Source organism: Paenibacillus glycanilyticus NBRC 16618, from assembly GCF_004000805.1.
In the GTDB taxonomy this organism is placed as follows: domain Bacteria; phylum Bacillota; class Bacilli; order Paenibacillales; family Paenibacillaceae; genus Pristimantibacillus; species Pristimantibacillus glycanilyticus.
Genome location: NZ_BILY01000027.1, coordinates 19,537 through 43,804, shown reverse-complemented (window position 1 = coordinate 43,804; position 24,268 = coordinate 19,537). Strand labels below are relative to the sequence as shown.

22 protein-coding genes and 1 other RNA gene are annotated in these 24,268 nt (G+C 50.4%); 21 read left to right on the top strand and 2 right to left on the bottom strand.

Annotated features, from left to right (window positions below; translation table 11 throughout):
* The 15 genes from cdd to rnpB all read left to right on the top strand — a co-directional run bounded on the left by cdd (position 1) and on the right by rnpB (position 13,755).
* Positions 1 to 432: a cytidine deaminase gene (gene cdd, locus PGL01S_RS20250; RefSeq protein WP_127496392.1), complete on the top strand. Its 432-nt coding sequence runs from the start codon at positions 1 to 3 to the stop codon at positions 430 to 432.
* Positions 433 to 440: 8 nt separating this feature from the next.
* Complete coding sequence (gene era / locus PGL01S_RS20245) at positions 441 to 1,340, top strand: GTPase Era (RefSeq protein WP_127496391.1); 900 nt, start codon at positions 441 to 443, stop codon at positions 1,338 to 1,340.
* A gap of 100 nt (positions 1,341 to 1,440) precedes the next feature.
* Positions 1,441 to 1,602: a YqzL family protein gene (locus PGL01S_RS20240; RefSeq protein ID WP_091188858.1), complete on the top strand. Its 162-nt coding sequence runs from the start codon at positions 1,441 to 1,443 to the stop codon at positions 1,600 to 1,602.
* A 49-nt stretch (positions 1,603 to 1,651) separates the two neighbouring features.
* Positions 1,652 to 2,401 carry a DNA repair protein RecO gene (gene recO, locus PGL01S_RS20235; RefSeq protein WP_127496390.1) on the top strand — a complete coding sequence of 250 codons (750 nt, stop codon included), beginning with the start codon at positions 1,652 to 1,654 and terminating at the stop codon, positions 2,399 to 2,401.
* A gap of 94 nt (positions 2,402 to 2,495) precedes the next feature.
* Positions 2,496 to 2,702, top strand: coding sequence for a hypothetical protein (locus PGL01S_RS20230; RefSeq protein WP_127496389.1), 207 nt, complete (start codon positions 2,496 to 2,498; stop codon positions 2,700 to 2,702).
* Positions 2,703 to 3,038: 336 nt separating this feature from the next.
* Positions 3,039 to 3,926, top strand: coding sequence for a glycine--tRNA ligase subunit alpha (gene glyQ / locus PGL01S_RS20225; RefSeq protein ID WP_127496388.1), 888 nt, complete (start codon positions 3,039 to 3,041; stop codon positions 3,924 to 3,926).
* Positions 3,919 to 6,000 carry a glycine--tRNA ligase subunit beta gene (gene glyS, locus PGL01S_RS20220; RefSeq protein WP_127496387.1) on the top strand — a complete coding sequence of 694 codons (2,082 nt, stop codon included), beginning with the start codon at positions 3,919 to 3,921 and terminating at the stop codon, positions 5,998 to 6,000. Before glyQ ends, glyS begins: the two co-directional genes overlap by 8 nt.
* Positions 6,001 to 6,061: 61 nt before the next feature.
* Positions 6,062 to 6,874 carry a pyruvate, water dikinase regulatory protein gene (locus PGL01S_RS20215; protein ID WP_127496386.1) on the top strand — a complete coding sequence of 271 codons (813 nt, stop codon included), beginning with the start codon at positions 6,062 to 6,064 and terminating at the stop codon, positions 6,872 to 6,874.
* Between the two features lie 83 nt (positions 6,875 to 6,957).
* Positions 6,958 to 7,428, top strand: coding sequence for a YaiI/YqxD family protein (locus tag PGL01S_RS20210; RefSeq protein WP_127496385.1), 471 nt, complete (start codon positions 6,958 to 6,960; stop codon positions 7,426 to 7,428).
* Between the two features lie 41 nt (positions 7,429 to 7,469).
* Positions 7,470 to 9,308 carry a DNA primase gene (gene dnaG / locus PGL01S_RS20205; RefSeq protein WP_127496384.1) on the top strand — a complete coding sequence of 613 codons (1,839 nt, stop codon included), beginning with the start codon at positions 7,470 to 7,472 and terminating at the stop codon, positions 9,306 to 9,308.
* Between the two features lie 31 nt (positions 9,309 to 9,339).
* On the top strand, positions 9,340 to 10,470 hold the full coding sequence (gene rpoD / locus PGL01S_RS20200; RefSeq protein WP_127496383.1) for an RNA polymerase sigma factor RpoD: 1,131 nt from the start codon (positions 9,340 to 9,342) through the stop codon (positions 10,468 to 10,470).
* Between the two features lie 99 nt (positions 10,471 to 10,569).
* Positions 10,570 to 11,409 carry a hypothetical protein gene (locus tag PGL01S_RS20195; protein ID WP_127496382.1) on the top strand — a complete coding sequence of 280 codons (840 nt, stop codon included), beginning with the start codon at positions 10,570 to 10,572 and terminating at the stop codon, positions 11,407 to 11,409.
* Positions 11,409 to 12,197 carry a tRNA (adenine(22)-N(1))-methyltransferase gene (locus tag PGL01S_RS20190; RefSeq protein WP_127496381.1) on the top strand — a complete coding sequence of 263 codons (789 nt, stop codon included), beginning with the start codon at positions 11,409 to 11,411 and terminating at the stop codon, positions 12,195 to 12,197. Before PGL01S_RS20195 ends, PGL01S_RS20190 begins: the two co-directional genes overlap by 1 nt.
* On the top strand, positions 12,164 to 13,285 hold the full coding sequence (locus PGL01S_RS20185) for a Nif3-like dinuclear metal center hexameric protein (RefSeq protein ID WP_127496380.1): 1,122 nt from the start codon (positions 12,164 to 12,166) through the stop codon (positions 13,283 to 13,285). The genes PGL01S_RS20190 and PGL01S_RS20185 overlap by 34 nt, the downstream gene beginning before the upstream one ends.
* A 64-nt stretch (positions 13,286 to 13,349) precedes the next feature.
* Positions 13,350 to 13,755, top strand: an RNA gene (gene rnpB, locus PGL01S_RS20180) — RNase P RNA component class A.
* A gap of 721 nt (positions 13,756 to 14,476) precedes the next feature.
* Here rnpB and PGL01S_RS20175 read toward each other — a convergent pair.
* Entirely contained in the window at positions 14,477 to 16,348 is a 1,872-nt protein-coding gene (locus PGL01S_RS20175; RefSeq protein WP_127496379.1) for a S8 family peptidase, read from the bottom strand.
* Positions 16,349 to 16,535: 187 nt separating this feature from the next.
* Between PGL01S_RS20175 and PGL01S_RS20170 the strand changes: the two genes are divergently transcribed.
* The 5 genes from PGL01S_RS20170 to PGL01S_RS20150 all read left to right on the top strand — a co-directional run bounded on the left by PGL01S_RS20170 (position 16,536) and on the right by PGL01S_RS20150 (position 20,947).
* Positions 16,536 to 17,036, top strand: coding sequence for a YpuI family protein (locus PGL01S_RS20170; RefSeq protein WP_127496378.1), 501 nt, complete (start codon positions 16,536 to 16,538; stop codon positions 17,034 to 17,036).
* A gap of 54 nt (positions 17,037 to 17,090) precedes the next feature.
* Complete coding sequence (locus PGL01S_RS20165) at positions 17,091 to 17,297, top strand: DUF1540 domain-containing protein (protein ID WP_127496377.1); 207 nt, start codon at positions 17,091 to 17,093, stop codon at positions 17,295 to 17,297.
* A gap of 6 nt (positions 17,298 to 17,303) precedes the next feature.
* On the top strand, positions 17,304 to 17,750 hold the full coding sequence (locus tag PGL01S_RS20160) for a DUF4190 domain-containing protein (protein ID WP_127496376.1): 447 nt from the start codon (positions 17,304 to 17,306) through the stop codon (positions 17,748 to 17,750).
* A 150-nt stretch (positions 17,751 to 17,900) separates the two neighbouring features.
* Positions 17,901 to 18,695: an ABC transporter ATP-binding protein gene (locus tag PGL01S_RS20155; RefSeq protein ID WP_127496375.1), complete on the top strand. Its 795-nt coding sequence runs from the start codon at positions 17,901 to 17,903 to the stop codon at positions 18,693 to 18,695.
* The gene (locus tag PGL01S_RS20150) at positions 18,680 to 20,947 is read left to right on the top strand and encodes an alpha/beta hydrolase family protein (RefSeq protein WP_127496374.1); all 2,268 of its coding nucleotides are present in this window, start codon (positions 18,680 to 18,682) and stop codon (positions 20,945 to 20,947) included. The genes PGL01S_RS20155 and PGL01S_RS20150 overlap by 16 nt, the downstream gene beginning before the upstream one ends.
* Positions 20,948 to 21,008: 61 nt before the next feature.
* On the opposite strand, the gene PGL01S_RS20145 is transcribed toward PGL01S_RS20150, so the two are convergent.
* Entirely contained in the window at positions 21,009 to 21,701 is a 693-nt protein-coding gene (locus tag PGL01S_RS20145; RefSeq protein ID WP_127496373.1) for a queuosine precursor transporter, read from the bottom strand.
* Between the two features lie 236 nt (positions 21,702 to 21,937).
* On the opposite strand from PGL01S_RS20145, the gene helD reads away from it, so the two are divergent.
* Positions 21,938 to 24,262, top strand: a complete 2,325-nt coding sequence (gene helD / locus PGL01S_RS20140) for an RNA polymerase recycling motor HelD (RefSeq protein WP_127496372.1) — start codon at positions 21,938 to 21,940, stop codon at positions 24,260 to 24,262.
* Positions 24,263 to 24,268: the final 6 nt, after the last annotated feature.

Genomic DNA, 24,268 nt, shown 5'->3' with positions numbered 1-24,268 from the left:
ATGGCATTCGAAGGATTATCGGAGCAGTATTCGAACTTGCTTGAAGCAGCGAAGGAGGCCATGTCGCGGGCATACGTGCCGTACTCCAATTTTCGCGTAGGCGCAGCGCTGCTGGATGAAAGCGGCCATGTCCACTCCGGCTGCAACGTGGAGAATGCCGCGTACAGCCCTTGCAATTGCGCCGAGAGAACGGCGTTGTTCCGCGCAATCGCCGATGGCAGGCGGCCTGGAGAATTCCAGGTCATAGCCGTCATGGGGGATACGGACGGACCCATTACCCCTTGCGGAGTATGCCGCCAGGTACTGGTGGAGCTATGCAAGCCGGATATGCCGGTTGTTATGGGCAATCTGCGCGGCGACTGGAACATTATGACGGTAAGCGAGCTGCTGCCGGGTGCATTTACACCGGCTTCATTAGAGAAAGGAAGTTAACTATTCACATGACTCAAACGAAATTCCGTTCCGGATTCGTGGCGATTATCGGTCGTCCGAATGTCGGCAAATCCACGCTAATGAATCATTTAATCGGGCAGAAAATCGCCATTATGTCGGACAAGCCCCAAACGACTCGGAATAAAATCCATGGCGTGTACACAACCGATACATCGCAGATCGTTTTCCTTGATACGCCCGGTATTCATAAACCGCAGTCCAAGCTTGGCGACTATATGATGAAAACCGCTGAAGGCGCTCTAAAAGAGGTTGAGGCCGTTCTCTTCCTGATTGACGTTGCAGACGGACTAGGCGGCGGTGACCGCTTTATCATCGAGCAGCTGAAAAAGGTGGATACGCCCGTACTTCTTGTCATGAACAAGATTGACAAGGTGCAGCCTGAGAAGCTTCTAGAAATTATCACCCAATACAAGGATCTGTATCCGTTTGCGGAAATAGTGCCGATTTCGGCGCTTCAAGGCAACAACGTCGAGACGCTGCTTACGCAGATCCAGAAATATTTGCCTGAAGGCCCGCAATATTATCCGGCCGATCAGGTCACCGACCATCCGGAGCAATTCGTCTGCGCGGAGCTTATCCGCGAGAAGATTTTGCATATGACCCGTGAAGAAATTCCGCACTCCATTGCTGTTGGCATCGAGGATATGAGAGTGCAGGAGAATGGCGTTGTTTATATCGGAGCGGTTATTTTCGTGGAGCGGGATTCCCAAAAGGGCATTATTATCGGCAAAAAGGGTGCTTTGCTGAAGGAAGTCGGCAAGCAGGCCCGCCGCGATATCGAAGCTTTGCTTGGATCCCGCACTTTCCTGGAGCTTTGGGTCAAGGTGAAGAAGGATTGGCGCAATCAGGAGCGCGTATTGAAGGACTTCGGCTTCCGGCATGATTAAGCCGGATTGACGAATTTTGTTAAGGATAGCATTCGGTAAAATGCCGTATCCTAATTACCGTCTGGGGCTTCATTTCCATGGCGGAAAGGGATGAATACGAATGCGAAATTTTTCGTGGAAGTATTTTACATTGACCGGTGATGTGGAGTCATACATGCTCTACAAGGAAATGGATCAACTTGGTCCAGAGAATCATCCTCAACATTTGCCGGGAGACAATGAGGAGCTTGCTGCTGAGTTCGAGGATTCGTCTGCCCTTTAATGGATTACCCTGCAGACTGCCTTGAATCAAGCATGGGGGAGAAGGTAGTATGCTATATCGTGTGGAGGGCATTGTCATCCGCAGCATGGATTATGGGGAAGGCAACAAAATAATTACGCTGCTTACGAAAACAAACGGAAAGCTTGGCGTAATGGTGCGCGGCGCGAAGAAGGTGAAGAGCAGGCATGCTTCTCTCGCGCAGCCATTTACATATGGTGAGTTCGTATTTTTCCGGAATAAAGGTTTAGGTACGCTTAATGCTGGTGAGATTCTTGAATCTCACCATCTTTTACGTGAAAAGCTCGATTTGGCGGCTTACGCCTCTTATTTGGCAGAACTGACGGACAAGATGCTACAGGAAGACGAATCCGGTGCCATGTTGTTCGAACAGCTGAAGGCGGGGTATGCCGCAATGGAGGAAGGCAAAGATCCGCAAATCGTATCGCATCTGTTCGAGATGCGCATATTAGAGGCTGCGGGTTATGCTCCGGAGCTGGAGATTTGCGTCAATTGCAGCAGCGAGCAGGGACCGTTCCGGTTAAGTCCTCACGCTGGCGGCGTATTGTGCCCCAGATGCGCAAGAAACGATGCCCAGGCGATCCCGATGGGGGAAGGGGCTTATAAGCTTCTGCGGCTGTTCAGCCGGATGGACTTGAGGCGTCTTGGGGCTATTCAGGTGAAACCGGAGACGAAAAAAGAACTGAAGAAGCTGATGCGGGAGCTTATGGACGTCCACATCGGCATTCCGCTGAAATCCAGAACATTTCTTGATCAAATGGACAAATATTCATTCGAATAAACAGCGTGATCGGTCCCCAGACCGAGCACGCCGTTTTTGTTTTCCTGTGAAATTAATCATGTTCAATTGGAAGGAAATGGGGGGGTCTCTACGCATGTCGAGAGCCCAGATTCCGCAGGATGTCATGGATAAAATCGTCGGCATGCTCTCAAGCTCGATTTCATTTGCGTTTATGCGTTCGATTATTCCTGCCGTGCTTACGCTTGAGAGCGTCTTGTTCATGGGGAAGGCCTCCATGAAGGATCTGATTGGTCATCCCGTAAAAGCGGAACTGAACGCTACGGAAGTGCCTGGGCATTAGTGCCTAATAACTGGTTTGACAACGGCATTAAAAATGTTTAATATATTTGAATATGAATATGGACAGTGATGGAGAAAGTAGCAGTTGATGCCTTGAGCTAGCGATCCGGGGATAGTGGAAGCCCGGGCAGGCTAAACATGCGAAAAGGCACTCCGGAGTCAATTAACGAAAAGAGGATTTTCGCACGCTGCCGGAATGAGCAGCGGCAAGCGGAAGTCAAGTAGGGTGGAACCGCGGGAGTCAGCTCTCGTCCCTACGTCTGGCAGCAGGCGTAGAGACGAGAGCTTTTTGTGTCTCGCCTTCGCCATACTAATGGATAAAGGAGCGGAAATTGTCATGAATTTTCAAAACATGATATTGACTCTGCAGCAGTTCTGGGCAGAGCAAAACTGTATTCTCGTACAGCCGTACGATGTCGAGAAGGGTGCGGGAACGATGAACCCGATGACCTTCCTCCGCACGATTGGCCCTGAGCCATGGAACGTAGCTTACGTCGAGCCTTCCCGCCGTCCTGCCGACGGCCGTTACGGCGAGAACCCGAACCGGTTGTACCAGCATCATCAATTCCAGGTTATCCTGAAGCCATCTCCGGACAACATCCAAGAGCTGTATCTGGAGAGCTTGAAGCGTCTTGGAATCGATCCGAAGCATCACGATATCCGCTTTGTTGAAGACAACTGGGAATCGCCGACTTTGGGCGCATGGGGCCTTGGCTGGGAAGTATGGCTGAACGGCATGGAAATTACCCAGTTTACGTACTTCCAGCAAGTCGGCGGCATCGATGCTAACCCGGTTGCGGTCGAAATTACGTACGGTATGGAGCGTCTGGCTTCGTACATTCAAGAAAAAGAGAATGTGTTTGATCTGGAATGGGTAGACGGCGTAACTTACGGAGACGTCTTCCTGCAGCCGGAGTTCGAGCATTCGAAATATACGTTTGAAACTTCCGATTCCGCGATGTTGTTCCAGCTGTTCAACATGTATGAGGAAGAAGCGAAAAAAACGATGGAGCATAACCTCGTATTCCCGGCTTACGATTACGTGCTGAAATGCTCCCATACGTTTAACCTGCTGGACGCACGCGGCGCGATCAGCGTAACGGAACGTACGGGCTACATTATGCGCGTCCGTAATCTGGCGCGCGCTTGCGCAGCGACTTATCTGGAGGAGCGGGAACGTCTCGGCTTCCCTCTGCTGAAGAAAGGAGTGGAGAACAATGGCTAAGGATTTATTGCTGGAGATCGGGCTTGAGGAAGTACCGGCGCGTTTCGTGCGCGGCGCCATGAACCAATTGAAGGAGAAAGCGGTCAAATGGTTCGACGATTCGCGTATTCCTTACGATTCGGTTGAAGTGTTCGCGACGCCTCGCCGTCTGGCCCTGTATGCAAAAGGCGTAGCCGAGAAACAGGAAGACGTAAACGAACAGGTTAAAGGTCCTTCGCGTAAAATCGCCCTTGATGATCAAGGCAACTGGAGCAAAGCGGCGCTTGGATTCGCGCGCAGCCAAGGCGTTGAGCCGGAGCAGTTCTTTTTCCAGGAGCTTGCCGGCGTAGAGTACGTGTATGCGAACAAAAGCAGCGTAGGCACGGAAACGGCGTCCGTATTGCCGGAAGGGCTGACAAACCTGATCACATCGATGTCCTTCCCGAAAAACATGCGCTGGGGCAGCTATGAACTGAAGTTCGTGCGTCCTATCAAATGGATTATCGCTTTGTTCGGCCAGGATATTATTCCGGTTGAGATTACGAACGTGAAGAGCGGCAACGTATCCCGCGGCCATCGCTTCCTTGGCGAAGAGACGGTAGTGGCCTCTCCCGCGGATTATAAAGAGCGTCTGCGCGAGCAGCATGTCATCGTTGACGTTGAAGAACGCGAGCAGTTGATCGTGGCTCAAATTGAAGAGCTGGCCAAAGAGAAGAACTGGGAAATCGCGATTAAAGAAGATTTGCTCGAAGAGGTCTTATTCCTGGTCGAGTATCCGAACGTATTATATGGGACATTTGATCCTGCATTCCTCAATATCCCGCAAGAGGTTCTTATCACGTCGATGCGCGAGCATCAGCGCTACTTCCCGGTATTGAATGCGGAAGGCCAGCTGCAGCCGTTCTTCGTAACGGTGCGCAACGGCGACCGGACTTCGATCGACAACGTTGCGAAGGGCAATGAGAAGGTTCTCCGCGCCCGTCTTTCCGACGCGAAATTCTTCTACGAGGAAGATCAGAAGCTTGCGATTAACGATGCGCTTGCGAAGCTTGAAAATATCGTTTATCACGAAGAGCTGGGTACGGTTGCGGACAAGGTTAGAAGAATCCGCGCGACAACCGATCTGATTGCCGCAAAACTTGGTGTAGACACAGACGCGGCTTCGGCAGCAAGCCGAGCGGCGGATATTTGCAAGTTCGACCTCGTTACTCAGATGGTATACGAATTCCCTGAGCTGCAAGGCATTATGGGCGAAGATTACGCCCGCAAGGCAGGAGAAAGCGAAGCGGTAGCGAAAGCGATCAATGAGCATTATCAACCTCGCTTTGCAGGCGACCGTGCGCCGGCATCCCTTGTAGGCGCCATCGTAAGCCTTGCCGACAAGATGGATACTATCGCGGGCTGTTTCTCCATCGGCATCATTCCGACAGGTTCGCAGGATCCTTATGCCCTGCGCCGTCAGGCATCGGGCATCGTTCAGATCATTCTGGCTCAAGGTCTCGATCTGAAGCTGACAGACCTGTTTGACGCAGCGCTCCAGGTGCATGAAGCACGCGGAATGAAACGCGGCGCGGACGAGATTCGTAAAGATTTGAACGACTTCTTTGCGCTTCGCGTGAAGAATGTTCTGTCGGAGCAAGCTAACCGTTATGACGTCGTTGATGCAGTTATGGCAACCGGCTTTAATGATTTGCGTATTACCGTTGAACGGGCGGCACTGATTAACGAACTGGCATCCGGCAATGAGCGCAGCGAGTTCAAGCTGACGATCGATGCCTTCAACCGGGTATGCAACCTGGCTTCCAAAGCGGAGTCGCGTGCAGTGGATCCGGCTCTGTTCGAAGTAGAGGCAGAGGGTGCTCTTTACGAGCAATGGCAAAAAGCCCATCCAGCGGTTGCGGCAGCTGTCGCCGAGGGAGATATTGCTTCCGCGCTTGCTAATTTGTCTTCGCTTAAGCAGGCGATCAACGCCTATTTCGATTCGGTAATGGTTATGGCCAAGGATGACGCCGTGCGCAGCAACCGTCTGGCAACCCTTTCGCTTATCGCGGACGACATTACGGCTATTGCCGACTTCTCGAAGCTGGTCTGGTAATCCAGGTTGCACTCGTCAATGTATCATTGTCGTCAATCCATAGAGGGAAGGGATGATGATTATGGCAGGTTCAGCTGAAGTGATTATTTACGTTGTATCCGACGCTGCGGGGGATACCGGAGAACTCGTCGTAAGGGCTGCGGTAGCGCAGTTCCATCCGGTTCAGACGGACATTCGCCGCGCGCCGTTTGTCATGGACGTGCCCACTCTGGAGCGGTTTGTTCTGCAAGCCAAGCTGTCGGGCGCCATCGTTCTCTATACGCTGGTCATCCCGCATTTGCGGGAAGCGATGAAGAACCTGGCCAGGGAGCATCAAGTGGAAGCCATTGATCTGCTTGGCTCGCTGATCGAAAGCCTCGAGCGGCAGACCGGACGTCATTCGCGTCAGGAGCCTGGCCTTAACCATGTTCTTGACGCGGATTACTTCCGCAAGGTGGATGCCGTTGAATTTGCGGTGCGTTACGATGATGCCAAGGACCCTTCCGGCGTCCTGAAGGCGGATATCGTACTGATCGGCGTATCGCGGACGTCGAAGACGCCGCTGTCCATGTATCTGGCGCATCAAAAATACAAGGTAGCCAATATTCCGCTCGTTCCGGAAATCAAGCCGCCCAAGGAACTGTTCAATGTCCCGGCCGAAAGGATTATCGGCTTGACGATTGGCGTTCCGTACTTGAATACGATCCGGAAGGAAAGGCTCAAGGCGCTTGGTTTGCCGAACAGCGCGTCATATGCCGCGGAAGAACGGATTTTGAAGGAGCTTGAATACGCGGAAGCGATTATGAAACAAATCGGCTGCGTCGTCATCGATGTATCGCATCGCGCGGTGGAAGAAACGGCGAGTCTGATTATGGAGCATTTTCGCGGCGTTTAAGCCAAAATGCAGGATTTTTTTGAAGTATTGCCGTATATAATAGTACGGTAATTGAAATATACAACAATAAGCGGTGATGCGTGATGGAGCTTAATCAACCGACAGTCGTCGTTGACGGCGACGCTTGTCCCGTTAAGACCGAAATTGCTCGGACCGCACGCAGCTTCCGCGTCCCGGTTGTCATGGTATCTTCCTATGACCATCGGCTTGAGCCGCAGGAAGGTGTTTCGGTTGTGCAGGTCGACCGGAGCAGCCAATCGGTCGACTTGTATATCGTCAATCATATAGCCAAAGGCGATATCGTGATTACGCAGGATTTCGGTCTGGCATGTATTGCAATCGGAAAAGGGGCGGTCGTCTTGTCTCCGCGCGGCGAACAGTATTCGGACGAGAACATCGATTATTTGATGGAGCGGCGTCATGAATCTGCGAAAAGAAGGCGTGCCGGGGGTAAAACGAAAGGCCCAAAAGCCATGAATCATGAGGATCGGGAGCGTTTTCAACAAAAGTTGACAAAAGTTTTATCAAACTTGCAGGAGAAACATGACATTTAGCGAATATTATTTACGTGTCATTAGGATGAAGGTGATGGATAATGACCTACGGTAAAATACCGGATGACGTTATTGAGGCGGTACGCCGTCATCATGACATCGTAGATACGGTGAGCAAATACGTTCATCTCTCTAAGAACGGCAAGTATATGAAAGGGCTTTGTCCCTTCCACTCGGAGAAGACGCCTTCCTTCACCGTGACGCCGGAGCTGCAGATTTTTCACTGCTACGGCTGCGGCAAGACGGGCAACGTGATCCGGTTCGTGGAAGAGATTGAAAGCTACACCTTTCCAGAAGCGGTCCGAGTGCTTGCCGAAGAGGCAGGCATACCTGTTACCTGGGCCAATCCGGACGGCTCGAAGCCAACGGCGGCCGATACGGAACGCAGCGCTGTTCTTGAAGCGCATGAGCTGACTGCAAAGCTGTACAACTATCTGTTGAACAATACGCAGCATGGCCGTGCCGCCAAAGATTATTTGCGCGATCGCGGGCTTGGCGACAAACTGATCAATCATTTTATGATCGGTTACGCGCCGGAACAGTGGGATACGCTAAGCCGGTTCTTGACAGCCAGAAATTTCGATCCCTCCTTAATGGAGAAAGGCGGGCTGCTATCCGCGAAATCAGACGGAAGCGGATATGTGGACCGGTTTCGGGGACGAATCATGTTTCCGATTTGGGATCGGGACGGCAAAGTAACGGCGTTTGCGGGACGAATAATCGGTGAAGGCCAGCCGAAATATTTGAACTCACCGGAAACGATGCTGTTTACGAAAAGCCGCACGATTTACAATCTGCATCATGCGCGACCTGCCATCCGCAAGAGCAAGCAAGTTGTTTTATTCGAAGGGTATATGGATGTCATTAAATCTTGGAGTGCGGGCGTAAAGAACGGGATTGCCACAATGGGAACGGCCTTGACGGAGGAGCATTGCAGCATTCTTGCAAGGCAGGCTGAAGAAATTGTGATCTGTTACGACGGTGATGACGCCGGACAAGCAGCCGCCATGAAGTCTATTCCGATGCTCGAAGGAGCAGGGCTTAGAGTGATGGTGGCCATGCTTCCGAAAGGAAAGGATCCGGATGAATATATTACCGAATACGGTCCGGATGATTTTCTTCGGGAAGTCATTGATCAGCCTGTCACAACTACAAAATTTAAGCTTATATATTCAAGAAAAAACCATATACTGCTAAAAGAAGAAGGTCGGAAAAATTACTTGCTTGAAGCCGCCGGAATTGTGGCAGAGCTTGATTCGGCTATTGAACGCGAGGTTTACCTGCAAGAGCTTTCGCGCGAATTTAATTTCCCATTAGAGGTATTAAAGCAGGATTGTCACTTAAAGCATCAAGAATTGCAAAAAAAGAAACCCGGAAGGGATAATAACGACAATTCGTGGAATAATGGTAGGAATGAAAATCGCCGAAGATCGGGGCCTCCCGTGCTAATGCCTGCTTATACGTATGTAGAGCGGAGGCTGCTTCATGTGATGATGCGCGACAGGGATGTGGCGCAGACCGTCCATGAAAAGCTGGGAGACGCGTTCAATATTGAGGATCACGCAGCGCTTGCTGCTTATTTATACGCATTTTATGCGCAGGGCTATGATCCGGATGCCGGGAGGTTTATCGCCTCGCTCCAAGACGAACGTCTGGAGAGAACGGCTGCAGCCATTCTGATGATGGACGGAGATTTTCCTTTTGACGATGCAATTTTGGAAGCCGATATTCAGGACATTATCAAAGTACCTAGGTTCCGGGAGATCGACCGAAAAAAAGAGGAAATGATGCAGGCGGAACGCGCCGGAGATCATCTGCTCGCCGCGCAAATGTTAAGTGAGATTATAACCCTAGAGAGACAGCTAAAAGGAACGACTTGACGATCGGTTCTAGGGAGGAGGGAGTCGGAATATGGCGAATGATCAGCATACTGAACTAGATGCCGAACAAAAATTGGATTTAGTGAAGGAACAATTGATTGAACAGGGGAAGAAGAGAGCCTCCTTAACTTATAAAGAGATTATGGAGAAATTATCGCCGTTTGATCAGGATCCGGAGCAAATCGATGAGTTTTTCGAACAGCTTGACGATTTAGGAATTGAGGTATTAAACGAAAGAGACGAGGATCGTGATCCGCTTAACCGCGGTGAGGACTCGGATCGCGAGCAGGATGATTTCAACTTCGACGATGACTTGGCTCTGCCACCAGGGATCAAAATTAATGACCCTGTACGCATGTATTTGAAAGAAATCGGCCGTGTTCCGCTCCTGTCGGCGGATGATGAAATCGAACTGGCAAGACGGATCGAAAACGGGGATGAGGAAGCGAAGCGCAGACTTGCGGAAGCGAACCTTCGTCTCGTTGTCAGTATCGCGAAACGCTACGTTGGCCGCGGCATGCTGTTCCTTGATTTGATTCAGGAAGGCAACATGGGTCTGATTAAAGCGGTAGAGAAGTTCGACCATCAAAAAGGCTTTAAGTTCAGTACGTACGCAACCTGGTGGATTCGCCAAGCGATTACGCGCGCCATTGCGGACCAAGCGCGTACCATTCGGATTCCGGTTCATATGGTCGAAACGATCAACAAGCTGATCCGGGTCTCGAGACAGCTCCTTCAAGAGCTTGGGCGCGAACCGACCCCGGAAGAAATCGCTGCGGAGATGGAACTCAGTACCGATAAAGTAAGGGAAATTATGAAGATTGCTCAAGAGCCGGTATCGCTCGAAACACCGATCGGTGAAGAAGACGATTCGCATCTTGGCGATTTTATTGAGGATCAAGAAGCACTTGCACCTGCTGACGCGGCGGCTTACGAGCTACTTAAGGAGCAGTTGGAAGATGTGCTTGATACATTGACAGAGCGTGAGGAAAATGTACTCCGTCTGCGTTTTGGACTTGACGACGGCCGCACTCGCACCCTCGAAGAGGTTGGCAAAGTATTCGGCGTAACCCGTGAACGGATTCGTCAGATCGAAGCGAAAGCACTCCGCAAGCTCCGTCACCCAAGCCGCAGCAAACGGCTTAAAGATTTCCTAGAATAAGATAGCATTAACCGATAAGGACCTTTCTGCTCTTGCAGCAAGGTCTTTTTTTCCAATTGAACCTATCGTCATTCTACCTGAGAGGATAACATAAGGCATATGAATGAAGAGCGACGCCAGATTATCGTCAGAGAAATTGAGCACTGGAGCAGGAGCAAATTGCTGCCGGATCAATATTGTGATTTTCTGCTTAACTTGTATATGGATCATGATCAGGAAGTAAGGCGTGAATCCAATCATTCGATAGCCAAGGCGGTAATGGCCGTTCAACAGGCTTCAGGCAAACATTGGCTCCTTACATTTGGTTTTTTTACCTTTATTTCCTTTGTTGTGCTTTATTTTAACGTTTTTCACCCTCTATTGCAAATTGGGGTTTCGGCCGTTGGCGTCATTGGTCTGCTGTGGTTTGGCGCCCGTTTGAGAAGACGCCATGAGTCAGCCGGGCTTGCTGTAACCGGCGCGGGTATGCTGTTAATGCTTGGCGCCGGCCTATACATATTGGATTTGCACGAGATGACGGAATGGGGCTGGAAGGCAGGGATGCTTGGTTTTTGCGCGCTGTTCTGGGTGGTGTACGGAATCGCGGCAAGAATCCAGCTGCTGCATCTTTGCGGCTGGCTTGCGGGAATAATGGTATATGCATGGCTGCTAGCCAAGTTTACGAGCGCGCCGGAGTGGTATGAATCGCAGCTCTATTGGATGCCGCTTTCGGTTCTGTTCGGCTGGGCAAGCTGGTTTGTCCACCGTTGGTCCAAGCAGGCTGCTATGGTTTTATTCGCGGCATGCGCGATTTTATGGTTTGTGCCGGAGTTATACGAAATGATTGTATGGAAAGAACCGGTTATGCTGCAGCTGCAGCTTCAATTGCTCTTGAAGATTGCTGTGGGCGGCGGGCTGTTGTTCTTTATGCGAAAACAATGGATGGTGTGGGTTGCTTAATGTTGAAATTATCGAGACGTCTGCAAAGAATCGCAGACTTTGTAACGCCGGGCTCGCGCATAGCGGATATCGGTTCCGACCACGCGCTGCTTCCGGTTTATTTGATCCAATCCGGCCGAGTTCCCTCTGCCATTGCGGGAGAGCTAAATCCCGGTCCGTTTGAGGCGGCGCGTAAGCAAGCCGCGGATGCGGGCCTTACCGGCAAGCTTCAAGTCCGCCGCGGGGACGGGTTGTCCGTCCTGCAGCCTGGGGAGACCGATACGGTAACGATTGCGGGCATGGGCGGCAGCTTAATGAGCAGCATTTTGGAAGAAGGTTATTTAGCCGGAAAGCTGGATGGGGTAAAGGAATTGATTCTCCAGCCTAATGTCGGCGAAGAGTTTGTGCGAGGCTGGTTATTGAAGCGCGATTGGTTCCTTGCGGAGGAGTCCATTCTGGAGGAAGACGATAAAATTTACGAAGTGCTGCATGCCTTCAAATATGATGAGGCCAAATCGAGGAAGCGAAATTCCGAAGTTTACGACCCCTCTTTCCTTGCACTGCCTGCTTATCAAGAGAAAGGTGCTGCGATTCTGGAAAGGATGGGGCCGCATCTGCTTCGTGCGCCGCAGGATGTCTTCTTCAAAAAGTGGCGTCTTGAGCTCGATAAGCTTGGCAAGATTGTAGCTCAGATGTCCCAATCCGATCTCGAGCAAGCGGAGCAGAAGAAGCAGCAATTCCGTGAGGAAATGAATGTAATCGAGGAGGTGCTTCAATGTTTGCAAACGGGCAGACCGTCATCCAACTAATGGAGCAGCTTGCACCAAAGCATTATGCGGTCGAGAATGATAAAATCGGACTGCAGCTTGGAACGTTGAACAAGGAAATCCGGAAAATCATTGTAGCGCTGGATGTGACGGATGAAGTTGTCGATGAGGCCATCGCTGCCGGAGCGGAGCTTATTATCGCGCATCATGCCATCATATACCGTCCTTTGGCGAAGCTGGATACCTCAACTCCGGCAGGAAGGCTGTACGAGAAGCTGATCAAAAATGATATCGCGGTCTATATCTCGCACACCAATCTGGATGTGGCTGACGGCGGCATTAACGATTGGATGGCAGACCTGGTTGGCATTAAGGCGGAAGGCCGCCAATGTCTCGAAGAGGTGCACACGGATAAGCTCTATAAGCTGGTTGTTTTTGTTCCGGAGGAGCAGCATGAAAAGGTGCTTCAAGCAATGTTCCAGGCGGGAGCCGGCCATATCGGCGATTACAGCCACTGCAGCTTTAATATCGAAGGGACGGGAACTTTCCTTCCCGGAGAAGGCACGAATCCGTTTATAGGCAAGCAAGGACAATTGGAAAAAGCGAAGGAAATTCGCATTGAAACGATTGTTCCGCACAGCGTTCACCGCAAGGTGGTGCAGGCCATGCTGAAGGCGCATCCTTACGAAGAAGTAGCCTATGACCTGTACTCGGTTGATCTGAAGGGCAGATCCTTTGGCCTTGGCCGCAGCGGAAAGCTGGAGCAGCCTGTCACCCTTGGCGAACTGGTCGAAAAGGTAAAGGAAGTGTTCGAGGTGCCGTATGTTAGACTTGTTGGCGACCCGAACCGAGTCATTAAGAAAGCAGCCGTTTTAGGCGGCTCAGGCGGGCGTTACACCCGTCATGCGCAATTTGCCGGAGCGGATGTGCTCATCACGGGGGACGTCGATTATCATACCGCTCATGACGCGCTTGCGGACGGTCTTTCCATTATTGATCCAGGTCATAATGTCGAGAAAATCATGAAGCAGCGTGTGGCCGACTGGCTGAATCAACAGCTGTCGGAACGGAAATATGAGACAAAAGCTGTTCATTCCTCCATAAATACGGAGCCTTTCCGGTTCGTGTAGCATTTGGGACGATAAAACAGGTTGAGGTTTTGTAAAATACCCTGTATACTTATTCGTGCATCGGAAAGTTTGACAGACAATCGCTGGCGGCCTTGTTGCCGCGAGAGGAAAGTCCGGGCTCCACAGGGCAGGGTGCTGGATAACGTCCAGTCAGCGCGAGCTGAAGGATAGTGCCACAGAAATGGACCGCCGATGGCTGGTTTACGCCGGCACAGGCAAGGGTGGAACCGTGGTGTAAGAGACCACGAGGAGTATGGGTGACTATATTCCTGGTAAACCCCACTTGGAGCAAGACCGAGAGAACGTAGCAGCCTAGAGCTGCAGCCTTAGCCCGAGGCTCGTTCGGGTTGGTTGCTTGAGCTGTTTAGCAATAAACAGCCTAGATAGATGATTGTCGCTTCGCCCGTGGGAGGGTCGTTCCCGTTATGACCACTAGAAGCACAGAACCCGGCTTACGGCAAACTTTCCGCAACGGACAACAAATTACGCCTCCTGGCATTCGCCGGGAGGCTTTTTTGTTGCTTATTGCGGAAAATTTAGGTGGTTGGCCGTTGGATCGTCGGGGCTGGAGTAGCTCTTTCGACCGCTATTGTCTACGGCGGACGCTTCGCTTCTCAAGAGTACTCCTTTCCCTCCTTTATCGCCAGCCCTTGTCCTGCACGACAACAAATAAGCTCCACTTGCTTATTCCAAGGGAGCTTACGCTTATTTACCTCAAACCGAAGGTTGCCTCGCAAGGCTTCACCGCTAGGTATAGCTAATTACATAATGGCAGCCAGGCTACGTCGCATAAAATACAGGATATTACAGGGTAGCAACAAGAGAAGGGGAGATACACTGCAATAAATGCAGGATATCTTCGCGCAATGACTTAAAAATAGCTGGCTTGGCGAAATATACTGTATTTCATACAACATAATTCCTAATACAAGCCTAAACGAGCTAATTATACTGTATTTCGTGCAAGGTGAGCAGCAGGTTAAAAGTAAAAGCATCCTCGGCGAAAAGCCAGAGGATGCTTCCATTTTTATATATAAATTGAACGGCGGGTGTCGAGGGTAAGGGCAAGTATGTTTCCAATCAGGAAGAACATACTGCCCATCCCGAGCAATCCGCTGTGAGCTTCATACTTTCCATCCCGAGCAATCTGCTGTGAGCTTCATACTTTCCATCCCGAGCGAACTGCCGTTCTTAGCTGCCAGCGCTATACCGCCGGCTAATCGCTTCCAGGCGACGTTCGGTTTGACTTGGGAAGTTCTGCAGGGCAGTGGTGTAGTTTGATGCTGCCTTCAGAGCTTTGTCGACGTCAATCAGACCGTAGCCGAAATAGTTGTCTTTACCCTTGTTGCCAAGGTCAATAGCCGATTTGCGCATAATGTCCATAACCTCTTCATTGTTGAGGTCAGGGTTAATGGAGCGAATCAAGCCGGCTAATGCCGCTACGTGCGGGCTGGCCATAGAGGTGCCAGACAACGCCGCATATTGGCTGCCCGGATAAGTGCTGGCGATGCTGTCGCCAGGCGCTGCTACGTCAATGTAATCGCCGAAATTCGAGAACGAAGCTTTGTTTTTCGACGCATCCGTTGCCGCAACGGCAAAAACTTCCGGATATGCGGCCGGGTAACCAGGCCGGTCGGTATTGTCATTGCCGCTTGCCGCAACCATCACGACGTCATGATCGTAGGCATACTTAATCGCATCATGCAGGAATTCGGCCTGCGCATAGTTGCCAAGACTCATATTAATAACTTTGGCGCCATGGTCGGTAGCCCATATGATCCCTTGCGCAACCGAATAGGTAGAGCCTGCGCCGCTGCTGTCGAGCACTTTAACCGGCATAATTTTGTTATACCAGGAGATGCCCGCAACACCTTCGCCATTGTTGACGGTTGCGCCAATAATACCTGCCACATGGGTACCATGACCAACATCGTCATTCGGAGCGGCATTTGTATCCACAATGTTTGTGCCATTGAGCAGCTTGCCCTTCAAATCCGGATGATCGGCTTGGACGCCGGTATCCAGAATAGCAACGATAACCTTGTCATTGCCTTTGGATAAGCCCCAGCCTTTTTCGGTTTCGATGGAAGGCAGATTCCACTGGTATTGGGAATATAGGGCATCGTTAGGAGTGATGATGTCGGCTGTGTTATCGGACGCGGCCGTTTCATTCGTCAGGTACAGATAATGAGGCTCCACGTATTCGGTTTTCCAAGATTTTTGGAAATAATGAACCATTCTATCGGCATCCATGTTCTTGGAACGGAATACATAGGTATCGCCAACGCGCTGAATTTTCTCGGCATTGATTTTTTGTTTGATTTGTTCTAATTGCTGGTTTGTCAGCTTATCCTGGAAATGTACAACCACATCCTTGACATGATAATGGCTGGCATTGCCGTTGTCTTCGCCATCCCGTACAGTCGTTTCGCGGTTGGTATTAGGTTCCACCGATTCGACTCGGTAGTTGCCTTCAGCAGGATAAGGAACAAGCCGTAAATTCCGTTTTTGATGGCGCTCGACCTGCATCACGATATCCTGATTGATGACGCCTACGACACCAATGCCGTTATTTTTCCCGCTAGGCACTCCAAGCACCATGTACCGGCTGCCGGTTTCGCTCATAAACGGCTTGGAGTGATAAGGCTGGCTGGCTTTTACCTTAGCCTTGGCTTCTTCCACATATTGCGCCGCTGTTTTGTCCGGGAGAGCGCCGCGGTCTACGCTTCGATTTCCGTTGATCCAGCTGATGTAGACCATATGCTTATGCATGTTCATCAAATGGGCTACTTTATCCGACTGCGCCTTCATTACGCCCTTTTTGGTGTCGCTGTTCATTAGCTTGCGGAATTCCTTGCTGCATTCCGTCGTACAGAGAAGAGCGGTAGCGTCCATATCCTTGTTTAAAGTTTTCACTTTCAATGTTTTTTCCTGATGCGCCGAGAAATTTCTTACTTCGGATTCAGGAGCTTTCCGGTCATTGAAAATATATCGCGTACCGGGTACAACAATGGCTACCAGTGCTATAATGGCACAAAGACCAACCCATTTTCTCGCATTCATTGTTTCTTTCGTCCCTTCATCGCTTTGCCAGCTTAGTTGCAACGCTAATGGATAGGTTGCGCATCGCATGGCCGAAAATATGCGCCGAACAATGTCTGAACCGCCAGTACCAAACGAATGTAATTTGTGGTATCATGTTGTTGATGCCTTAGTTTTTTTGTTGTAGTAGAAGAAAGGGGAACTACCTATGCCATCGACCAATGCGAAGTCGCTTAGTGAAACATCGCGTACAAAGTTAAAAGATGCAATTAATCAATTGGAAACGTTTCTTAACCAGTATTCGCTGAACCAATTAATCGGCGAAGAGACTGGAGATGAAGCACAAACGTTCTACAAAGGCCTCTTGTCTGATTTGAGACATCTGTTGGTCTTCTCTGAAGTCTCGGTTGAGAAACTTGGAGTACTGCTCAGACGGCCAAATTTCGATAACGATTTTGCTGAACGCGCCTTGTACGATGTTTATCATCAGTGCGTGAATGCCTTCTTCTATCCGAAGAATGAATGTTATTCGGAAGACGGCCGTTATGCTTACACCGGACAAGACGCCATCCGTTTCCGGTTCAAGCCTATCCGCGAAGCGCGTAACATCGTCCTGAGCGTTTCGAAAATTTACGAAGAGCTCCGCGACGAGCTGGCTTATTATGAGAATGATTACATGACCCAGCGCCGTATGCAGGGGCAAAAATAGGACGGAATGAATCACTTTCGATCAGGGAAACTTGATATCGGAGGTGATTTTTTTATGCCGAAAGGTGTAACCTGCAGCGTGTCCAATTGCGCCTTCTGGAAAGAGGGCAACAATTGCAATGCTGATGCCATTTCCATCGATATTGATCAGCATGCAGACTTCAACGAAGAATTCGCAGCTGATGATCTTGGGCTTTACCATCAGGATCAAGCTACAGAATCATCCGCTACCTGCTGCCACACTTTTAAACCGAAGGAGTGACGGGGAATGGATCAACGAGGCGTAAAAATCACGGATCGTCACAAGAACGATTATCCGCAATACGAAGTGTCTGCGCCAAATGCAATGCCTGACTTAAACGGCGGTAAAGTGGAAGAATGGGCTAACGAGAACAACGTGGGCAACGTCCACGAAGAGATGGCAGCGGATTTCGCTGTGGGCAGTCCAGTCTCCTATGTACCGAGAGAACAGAAAATCGAAGAAGCGGCAGATGCTGTGGAGTCCGGGGGAACAGCCCTTGGCTGGGTAGCGCTTGTATTTGCGGCAGCATCCTGGTTCCTGTGGCCGGTGGTGCTGGGCATCACTTCAGCCGTACTGGGCTTTATTGCTTTCCGTCAGGGAGCAAGGGCGCTTGGGGGCTGGGCGATGGCAATTGGTCTTATCGCTGTATTGCTTTCATTAGTTATCGTTCCATTTTATTATGCGGTCACCTGAAGAATTGGCCTTGGCAGCAATTGCTGCCAGGCCTTTTTTATGTTCTCCAATCGTACATACGGAAAAGTATTAATGGACTGTCAATAACTTTGGATTGCCGCTCTGCCCGATTTTACCTATAATTTATAGATGTATGGGAGGGAACAACCGATGGTTATTGATATTCAGCAGGCTAGCTGGGAACGTGGGGACAAGCAGGTCCTTCGCGATATTAATTGGAAGGTTCAGCCAAACGAGCATTGGTGCTTGCTGGGCTTGAACGGATCCGGGAAAACAACACTTCTCAATATGATTAACGGCTATATTTGGCCAACGAGCGGACAGCTTTCGGTGCTTGGCAAAAAATTCGGGGAATACGATTTACGCGAGCTGCGCAAAAGCATCGGCTGGGTAAGTACCTCGCTTCAGCAAAAGCTGTACGGCAGCGAAAATGCCATTAAAATTGTGTTAAGCGGAAAGTTCGCCACGATTGGTCTTTACGATCATACAAATGAAGCCGATCGAGACCAGGCGTTGGCTTTGCTGACGAGTCTGGGCTGCGCTTATTTGGCTGAACGCACTTACGATACGATGTCGCAAGGCGAGCGGCAGCGCGTCCTGATCGCAAGGGCATTAATGGCAAAACCGAAGCTGCTTATCCTGGACGAGCCATGCACGGGACTTGACGTTTTTGCGCGCGAGCAGCTATTGTCCATGATTCATAAGGTGGCGAAAGACGGCCCTACCATTATATACGTCACGCATCATGTGGAAGAAATATTGCCTTGTTTCAGTCATACGCTGTTGATTAAGCAAGGTGAAGTTTTTGCTGCGGGAGCGACTAACGATGTTTTAACCTCAGAGCGAATGAGCCGTTTCTTTGATGTTCCGGTAGAGATTGAACGCCGTGACGGCCGGAACTGGCTATTCGTCAAGCAATCGGAGTCGCTATGGAACTCGAATTAGTTCAATCGCATTTGCAGCCGGAACCGGAACCGCGAAGAAAGAGATTTCTTAGTTGGCTTCGCGCCCGAATAGGGAACCGGCTCGAATACGATGGTCCGCTCTGGCGATCCGGGGCGGCGGGACTCCTGTTATTCGGATCCGCAGCAATCATAACCGTCGCATTAGGCATGCCGACCGGATTTGGGACGGCTATCGACATCGGGGCGTTTGTGCTTGCGAATGCAGTGGCTTTACTGATCGCTTCCCAGCTTATTTCCATTATCTTATCGTTGCTGTATGTGCCGATACCGCGTTTATTCGCCGGTTTTCTGATTTACGTCGGCTTCGAGTGCTATTATATTTTGCATTATTCGGATTTCGAGATTTGGAATTCGATTCTATGCGCCGTTATCTATACGATAATAGGCGCTGTTGCCGGGGTATTGATCGGCTGGTTCAGCCGAAGCCGCATACGGTTGATATCCGGCATTGTGATTGCCGCCATGTCGGTGACCGGTGTATTTATATGGATGAAAGAGCCTTACGGCGGCGGGCATGCGGCAGCCGTATTCGCCGGGGCGGAGGAGATAGGAGCTTCCGAAGTAGCTGCTATCGACGCCGATAACCCTAGCGAGCCTGGCAGCTACAGCTATCGTTTTTTCACGTATGGAAGCGGAACGGACAAGCAGCGCAAGGAGTATGGAAAAGGCGTTGAGCTGATCTCCGAATCAGTGGATGCTTCCAATTACATTAAGAACTGGTATTGGATGAAGGAAAGGTTCTGGGGCTTTGACGAAGAAAAGCTGCCGCTAAATGGCCGGGTATGGATGCCCGACGGGGATGGCCCGTTTCCACTCGTCCTAATGGTGCATGGCAATCATCTGATGGAAGATTTTTCGGATGCCGGTTACGATTATTTGGGCAAGCTGCTTGCTAGCCGTGGATACATCGCTATTTCGGCAGATGAGAATTTCTTGAATTATTCGGCTTGGTCGGGTATTCCGGATAATGATTTTAAAGTCAGAGCTTGGATGCTGCTTAAGCATATTCAACAGATTCAAGCGTTTAGCGAAAAATCGGATAGTGCTTTTTATAATAAGGTGGATTTTTCCAATATTGCGCTCATCGGGCATTCTCGCGGCGGTCAAGCCGTAGCAATGGCAGCCGACCGGGGTACCTGGTTTGCCGGCGATCGGAGTCTGGACAGTCTCGATAAGGAACAGGTTCATATTCAAACGGTAATTGCCCTCGCACCCACGGATAAAGCAATCGATAACAAGTCGGCTAATCTTGCCGATGTGAACTATCTAGTCCTGCAAGGGGCTCGAGACGGAGATGTAAATGACTTTTACGGAGACCGGCAATATATTCGGACTAGCTTTTCTCCGGGTTCCGGTTATAGGAAAGCTTCCGTTTATTTATCCGAGGCGAATCACAGCCGGTTTAATACCGAGTGGGGAACGATGGACGAACGTCCTCCGGGCGGTCTTTTCCTGAGTCAACGCGGAATGATGGAGCCCTTAGAGCAGCAGCTGGCCGCTCAAGTCTATGTGTCGGCCTTCCTTGAAGCAACGCTCCGCCATCAGGCGGAATACATCCCGCTGCTGCAGGATTACCGCACCGGCCTCGACTGGCTGCCTGATTCCACCGCTTACGTATCCAGATACGAGGACTCGAGCTTTGATACGATTGCAAGATACGACGAGGACCGGAACAAAACAACGCTGCCGGCAGGCGGAAAGCTTGAAGAGGATAATCTGAAATCCTGGGATGAGCTGGACGTGAAGGACCGGGATCACAATAATAAAGGAACGGTTGGTGCGCAGGTGGAGTGGCTGGAGGACAGCTCTTATACCTTATCTTTAGCTGAGCCATTCTCGCTTGCAAGCGCGGCTGACGCGAATCGGATGTTCACCTTCTCTCTCGCCAATCTGGCGTCGCAGCTGGATCCCGCCCATCAGGAATCCGCGCCCCAGATTCAAATTGAGTTAATGTCAACGGCTGGAGATACCATTATTTTACCGCTGAGTGCCTATATGCCGGTTCAGCAGCCGTTCGTTACGACGTACACCATTATTCCTTGGCTTGAGAAGACCATTAAAAGCGGGAAGTACAAGCATGACACGGAGTCGGTATTCCAGACATTCCGGGTACCGCTCAATGATTTTGCCGAGGCGGTTGACAACAAGGACTTATCCATCAATCAGATCACTTTCCGCTTTATTGGCGGTCCAGGCAAAATCATGCTTGATGATATTGGATTATCCAATTGAATTCTCCAAAAAAGAGCTCCCTGATCCGGGAGCTCTTTTTCTTGTTTCATTAAAATTAAGGCTATTCTTCCTTAAACGTAAACCGCCTTGCCGCATACAGGAACGGAGTAGAACATAGGGATACGATAAATTTAATGACATAGGTCGAAAGAAAGACCGAGACCCATACGCTTCCTTCCAGCGTGCCGGCAAATGCGATGGTGCAAAAGATAAGGGTATCAACAAATTGACTGATAACCGTACTGCCGTTATTGCGGATCCAGAGTTGTCCGAGAGCCGGGAATACCCGCTTAAGAACGGAATAGATCCTCACGTCGAGAAACTGGCTGACGAAATACGCGCACAAGCTTCCGAGCGCAATTTGCGGCATCAGCCCAAAGATCATGTGCAGGGCATCATTGGTGTCATGGGCAAGCCCGGAGCTGTCCGGGTGGAAGACAAGCGCCATCTGCATAATGATCGTTGAGGCAATTAGCGTAAAGAAGCCGAACCATACCGCTTTTTTGGCAGCACGCTCTCCGTACTTTTCGTTAAGCAGATCGGATGCGAGATAAATGGTGCCATACATCGTATTGCCAAGCGTAATGACGATATCAAAAGGCATTTCCACGGTTTTGACTACCTGTACATTCGCCAGTACGGTTGCCATGCCGATCCAGGCGTAAATGCCGACGCGCCCAAATAACCGGTAAGAGATCAGAAATAAGGTAAAATGGACGAGCATAAATAGCGCGCCAAACCACAAATTAAACATATTGCCTCCCTGTAGGTCTCGAATAAAGTAAGCGATGCGCAGAACTTGCAGCAGGGCATCGCAAGGTGTATGATAGATTTTCTGCCTTTGACATTATAATCGCTTGTTATCGGGGGATCAATACTCCCGCCAAAGGATGGAGAAACCGGTTCACCTTGACAGGCAGATTTTGTTACAATGGTAAACGAACTTTTAATCGTATTTCGCGTAATTACGCTTGAAGGAGAGGATCAATCATGCAGGACGAGCAGCGAATCGAGGAGCAGAAGCGAGTGGACCGTGTGATGCGGCTGATTCGCGAGCAGCTGGGCAAGCTGCTGCAAAACTCAAGCGGTATGCGGGAAGATATCGTGGACATCCGGAAAAATTTCTGGGACGATGTTACGCTGAATTTCGAGGATGCGTCGGAAGCGGCGGAGTCCGCTGCGAGCCTGAAGCAGCAGGCTGAGGTGCTTGCGGAGCGGGAGCACAGCCACAGGCATGCATCGCAGCAGGTGAAGCTATTGCGGAAGCTGGAGCAGACCCCGTACTTCGGGCGCGTTGATTTTATAGAAAATGGCAGCTCCGAGGAAGAGCGGATCTATCTTGGAGTTGGCTCCATGCTGGATGAAAGCGGGTCGAATTATTTGATTTACGACTGGCGAGCGCCAGTCTCGAGTCTCTACTATGATTATTCGCCGGGCCCGGCTTCCTATGTAACTCCTGCGGGATCGATAGAGGGGCGGATGACGCTTAAACGCCAATATGTTATTCGCCGCGGGCAAATCGACGGTATGTTCGATACCGGTGTCACCATCGGCGACGAGCTGCTGCAAGAGGTGCTTGGCAAGCATTCGGATGCCCAGATGAAGAGCATTGTAGCTACGATTCAGCGGGAACAAAACCAGATTATCCGCAATGAACGCGCAAGGCTTCTGATTGTTCAAGGTGCGGCCGGAAGCGGTAAAACCTCTGCGGCGCTGCAGCGCGTAGCCTATCTGCTATACCGTTACAGGGGATCGCTGCAAGCCGATCAAATCGTCTTGTTCTCGCCAAACCCGATGTTTAACAGCTATGTTGCAACGGTTCTTCCGGAGCTTGGCGAACAGAATATGCAGCAAACAACTTACCAGCAATACCTCGAGCATCGTATTGGGCAATCGTTTGCGCTGGAGGACCCGTTTGCTCAGATGGAGTATACGCTTGGAAGCATGGAGGATCCGGATTACGAAACGCGCATCGCCTCTATTCGACATAAATCTGGCGCATCCTTCATGAAAGTGATTGAGCGTTATGTCGATACGCTTGGTGAATCGGGTTTATTGTTTAAAGCGATCAAGTTCCGGGGACGCAAGCTTATTGCGGCAGAAGCTATCGAAGAGCATTTTTACAGCTTGGACAAAAGCTTCACGATTCCGAACCGGTTCAAGATGACAGCCGATTGGCTGCTTAAGGAGCTGACCAGGCTAAGCAAGGAAGAACGGAAGAAACAGTGGGTAGAAGACGAGATGGAGCTGCTGGATAAAGAAGCATACATTCATGCGTTTAATGAGTTAAACCGCAAGGAGCGCTATACCTCGGACTCCTTTGATGATTTTGACCGCGAAAAAGATGTGCTGGCTACCATGATCGTCCAGGAAAGGTTCAAACGTTTGCGGAGCCGCGTGAAGAAACTAAGATTTGTCGACACGCAGACCTTATACCTTCGATTATACGAAAGCGAACAGGCTCCATGGCTTGTCGAAGAAAGTCGGCTTGAATGGGAGGCGATCCGCAAGCTTACCGTGGAACAGCTTAAGCATGGAATACTTACTTATGAAGACGCAACGCCTTACTTATATATGAAGGATTTAATTGAAGGCTTCCAGACCAACACATCGGTAAGGCATCTGTTTATCGATGAAGCGCAGGATTATTCGCCATTCCAGTTCTATTATTTGAAGAGAGTTTTCCCCATGGCTAAGATGACGGCGCTCGGCGACCTGAACCAATCGATATTCGCGCATGCCGCTTTGGGGAATGGATTCGATCCGCTGGGAGAGCTTTACAGCAAGGAAGAGACTGAGACAATAGTGCTGACTCGCAGTTATCGTTCGACAAAACCGATTGTCGAATTTACGAGCAGGATGATCGAGGGCGGAAGTCGAATCGTGCCGTTTAATCGTAACGGTGACGAGCCGACGGTAACGGCTGTTGCGAATGAATCGGAGCTGCACGGAATGATTGCGGAGCGAATCCGACGCCTGCAAGAGGAAGGCGCAAATTCCATTGCGGTCATTTGCAAGACTGCGGAGGAAAGCCTGACAGCTTATGAGGCATTGGAACAGAACTGTCCCGGAATGAGGCTGATTGAGAAGGAGACGGTAACCTTCGAGAACGGCACCGTCGTCATTCCGTCTTATTTGGCCAAAGGCGTGGAGTTTGATGCCGTTATTCTGTACAACGCTTCAAGCGACGTTTATGGCAGGGAGAGCGAGCGCAAGCTGTTCTATACCGCATGCACCCGCGCCATGCATGAGCTGCATCTGTACTATCTCTCGGAACCGACACCGTTCCTTACGGAGGCCATATCCAAAAAATAAGTCAGC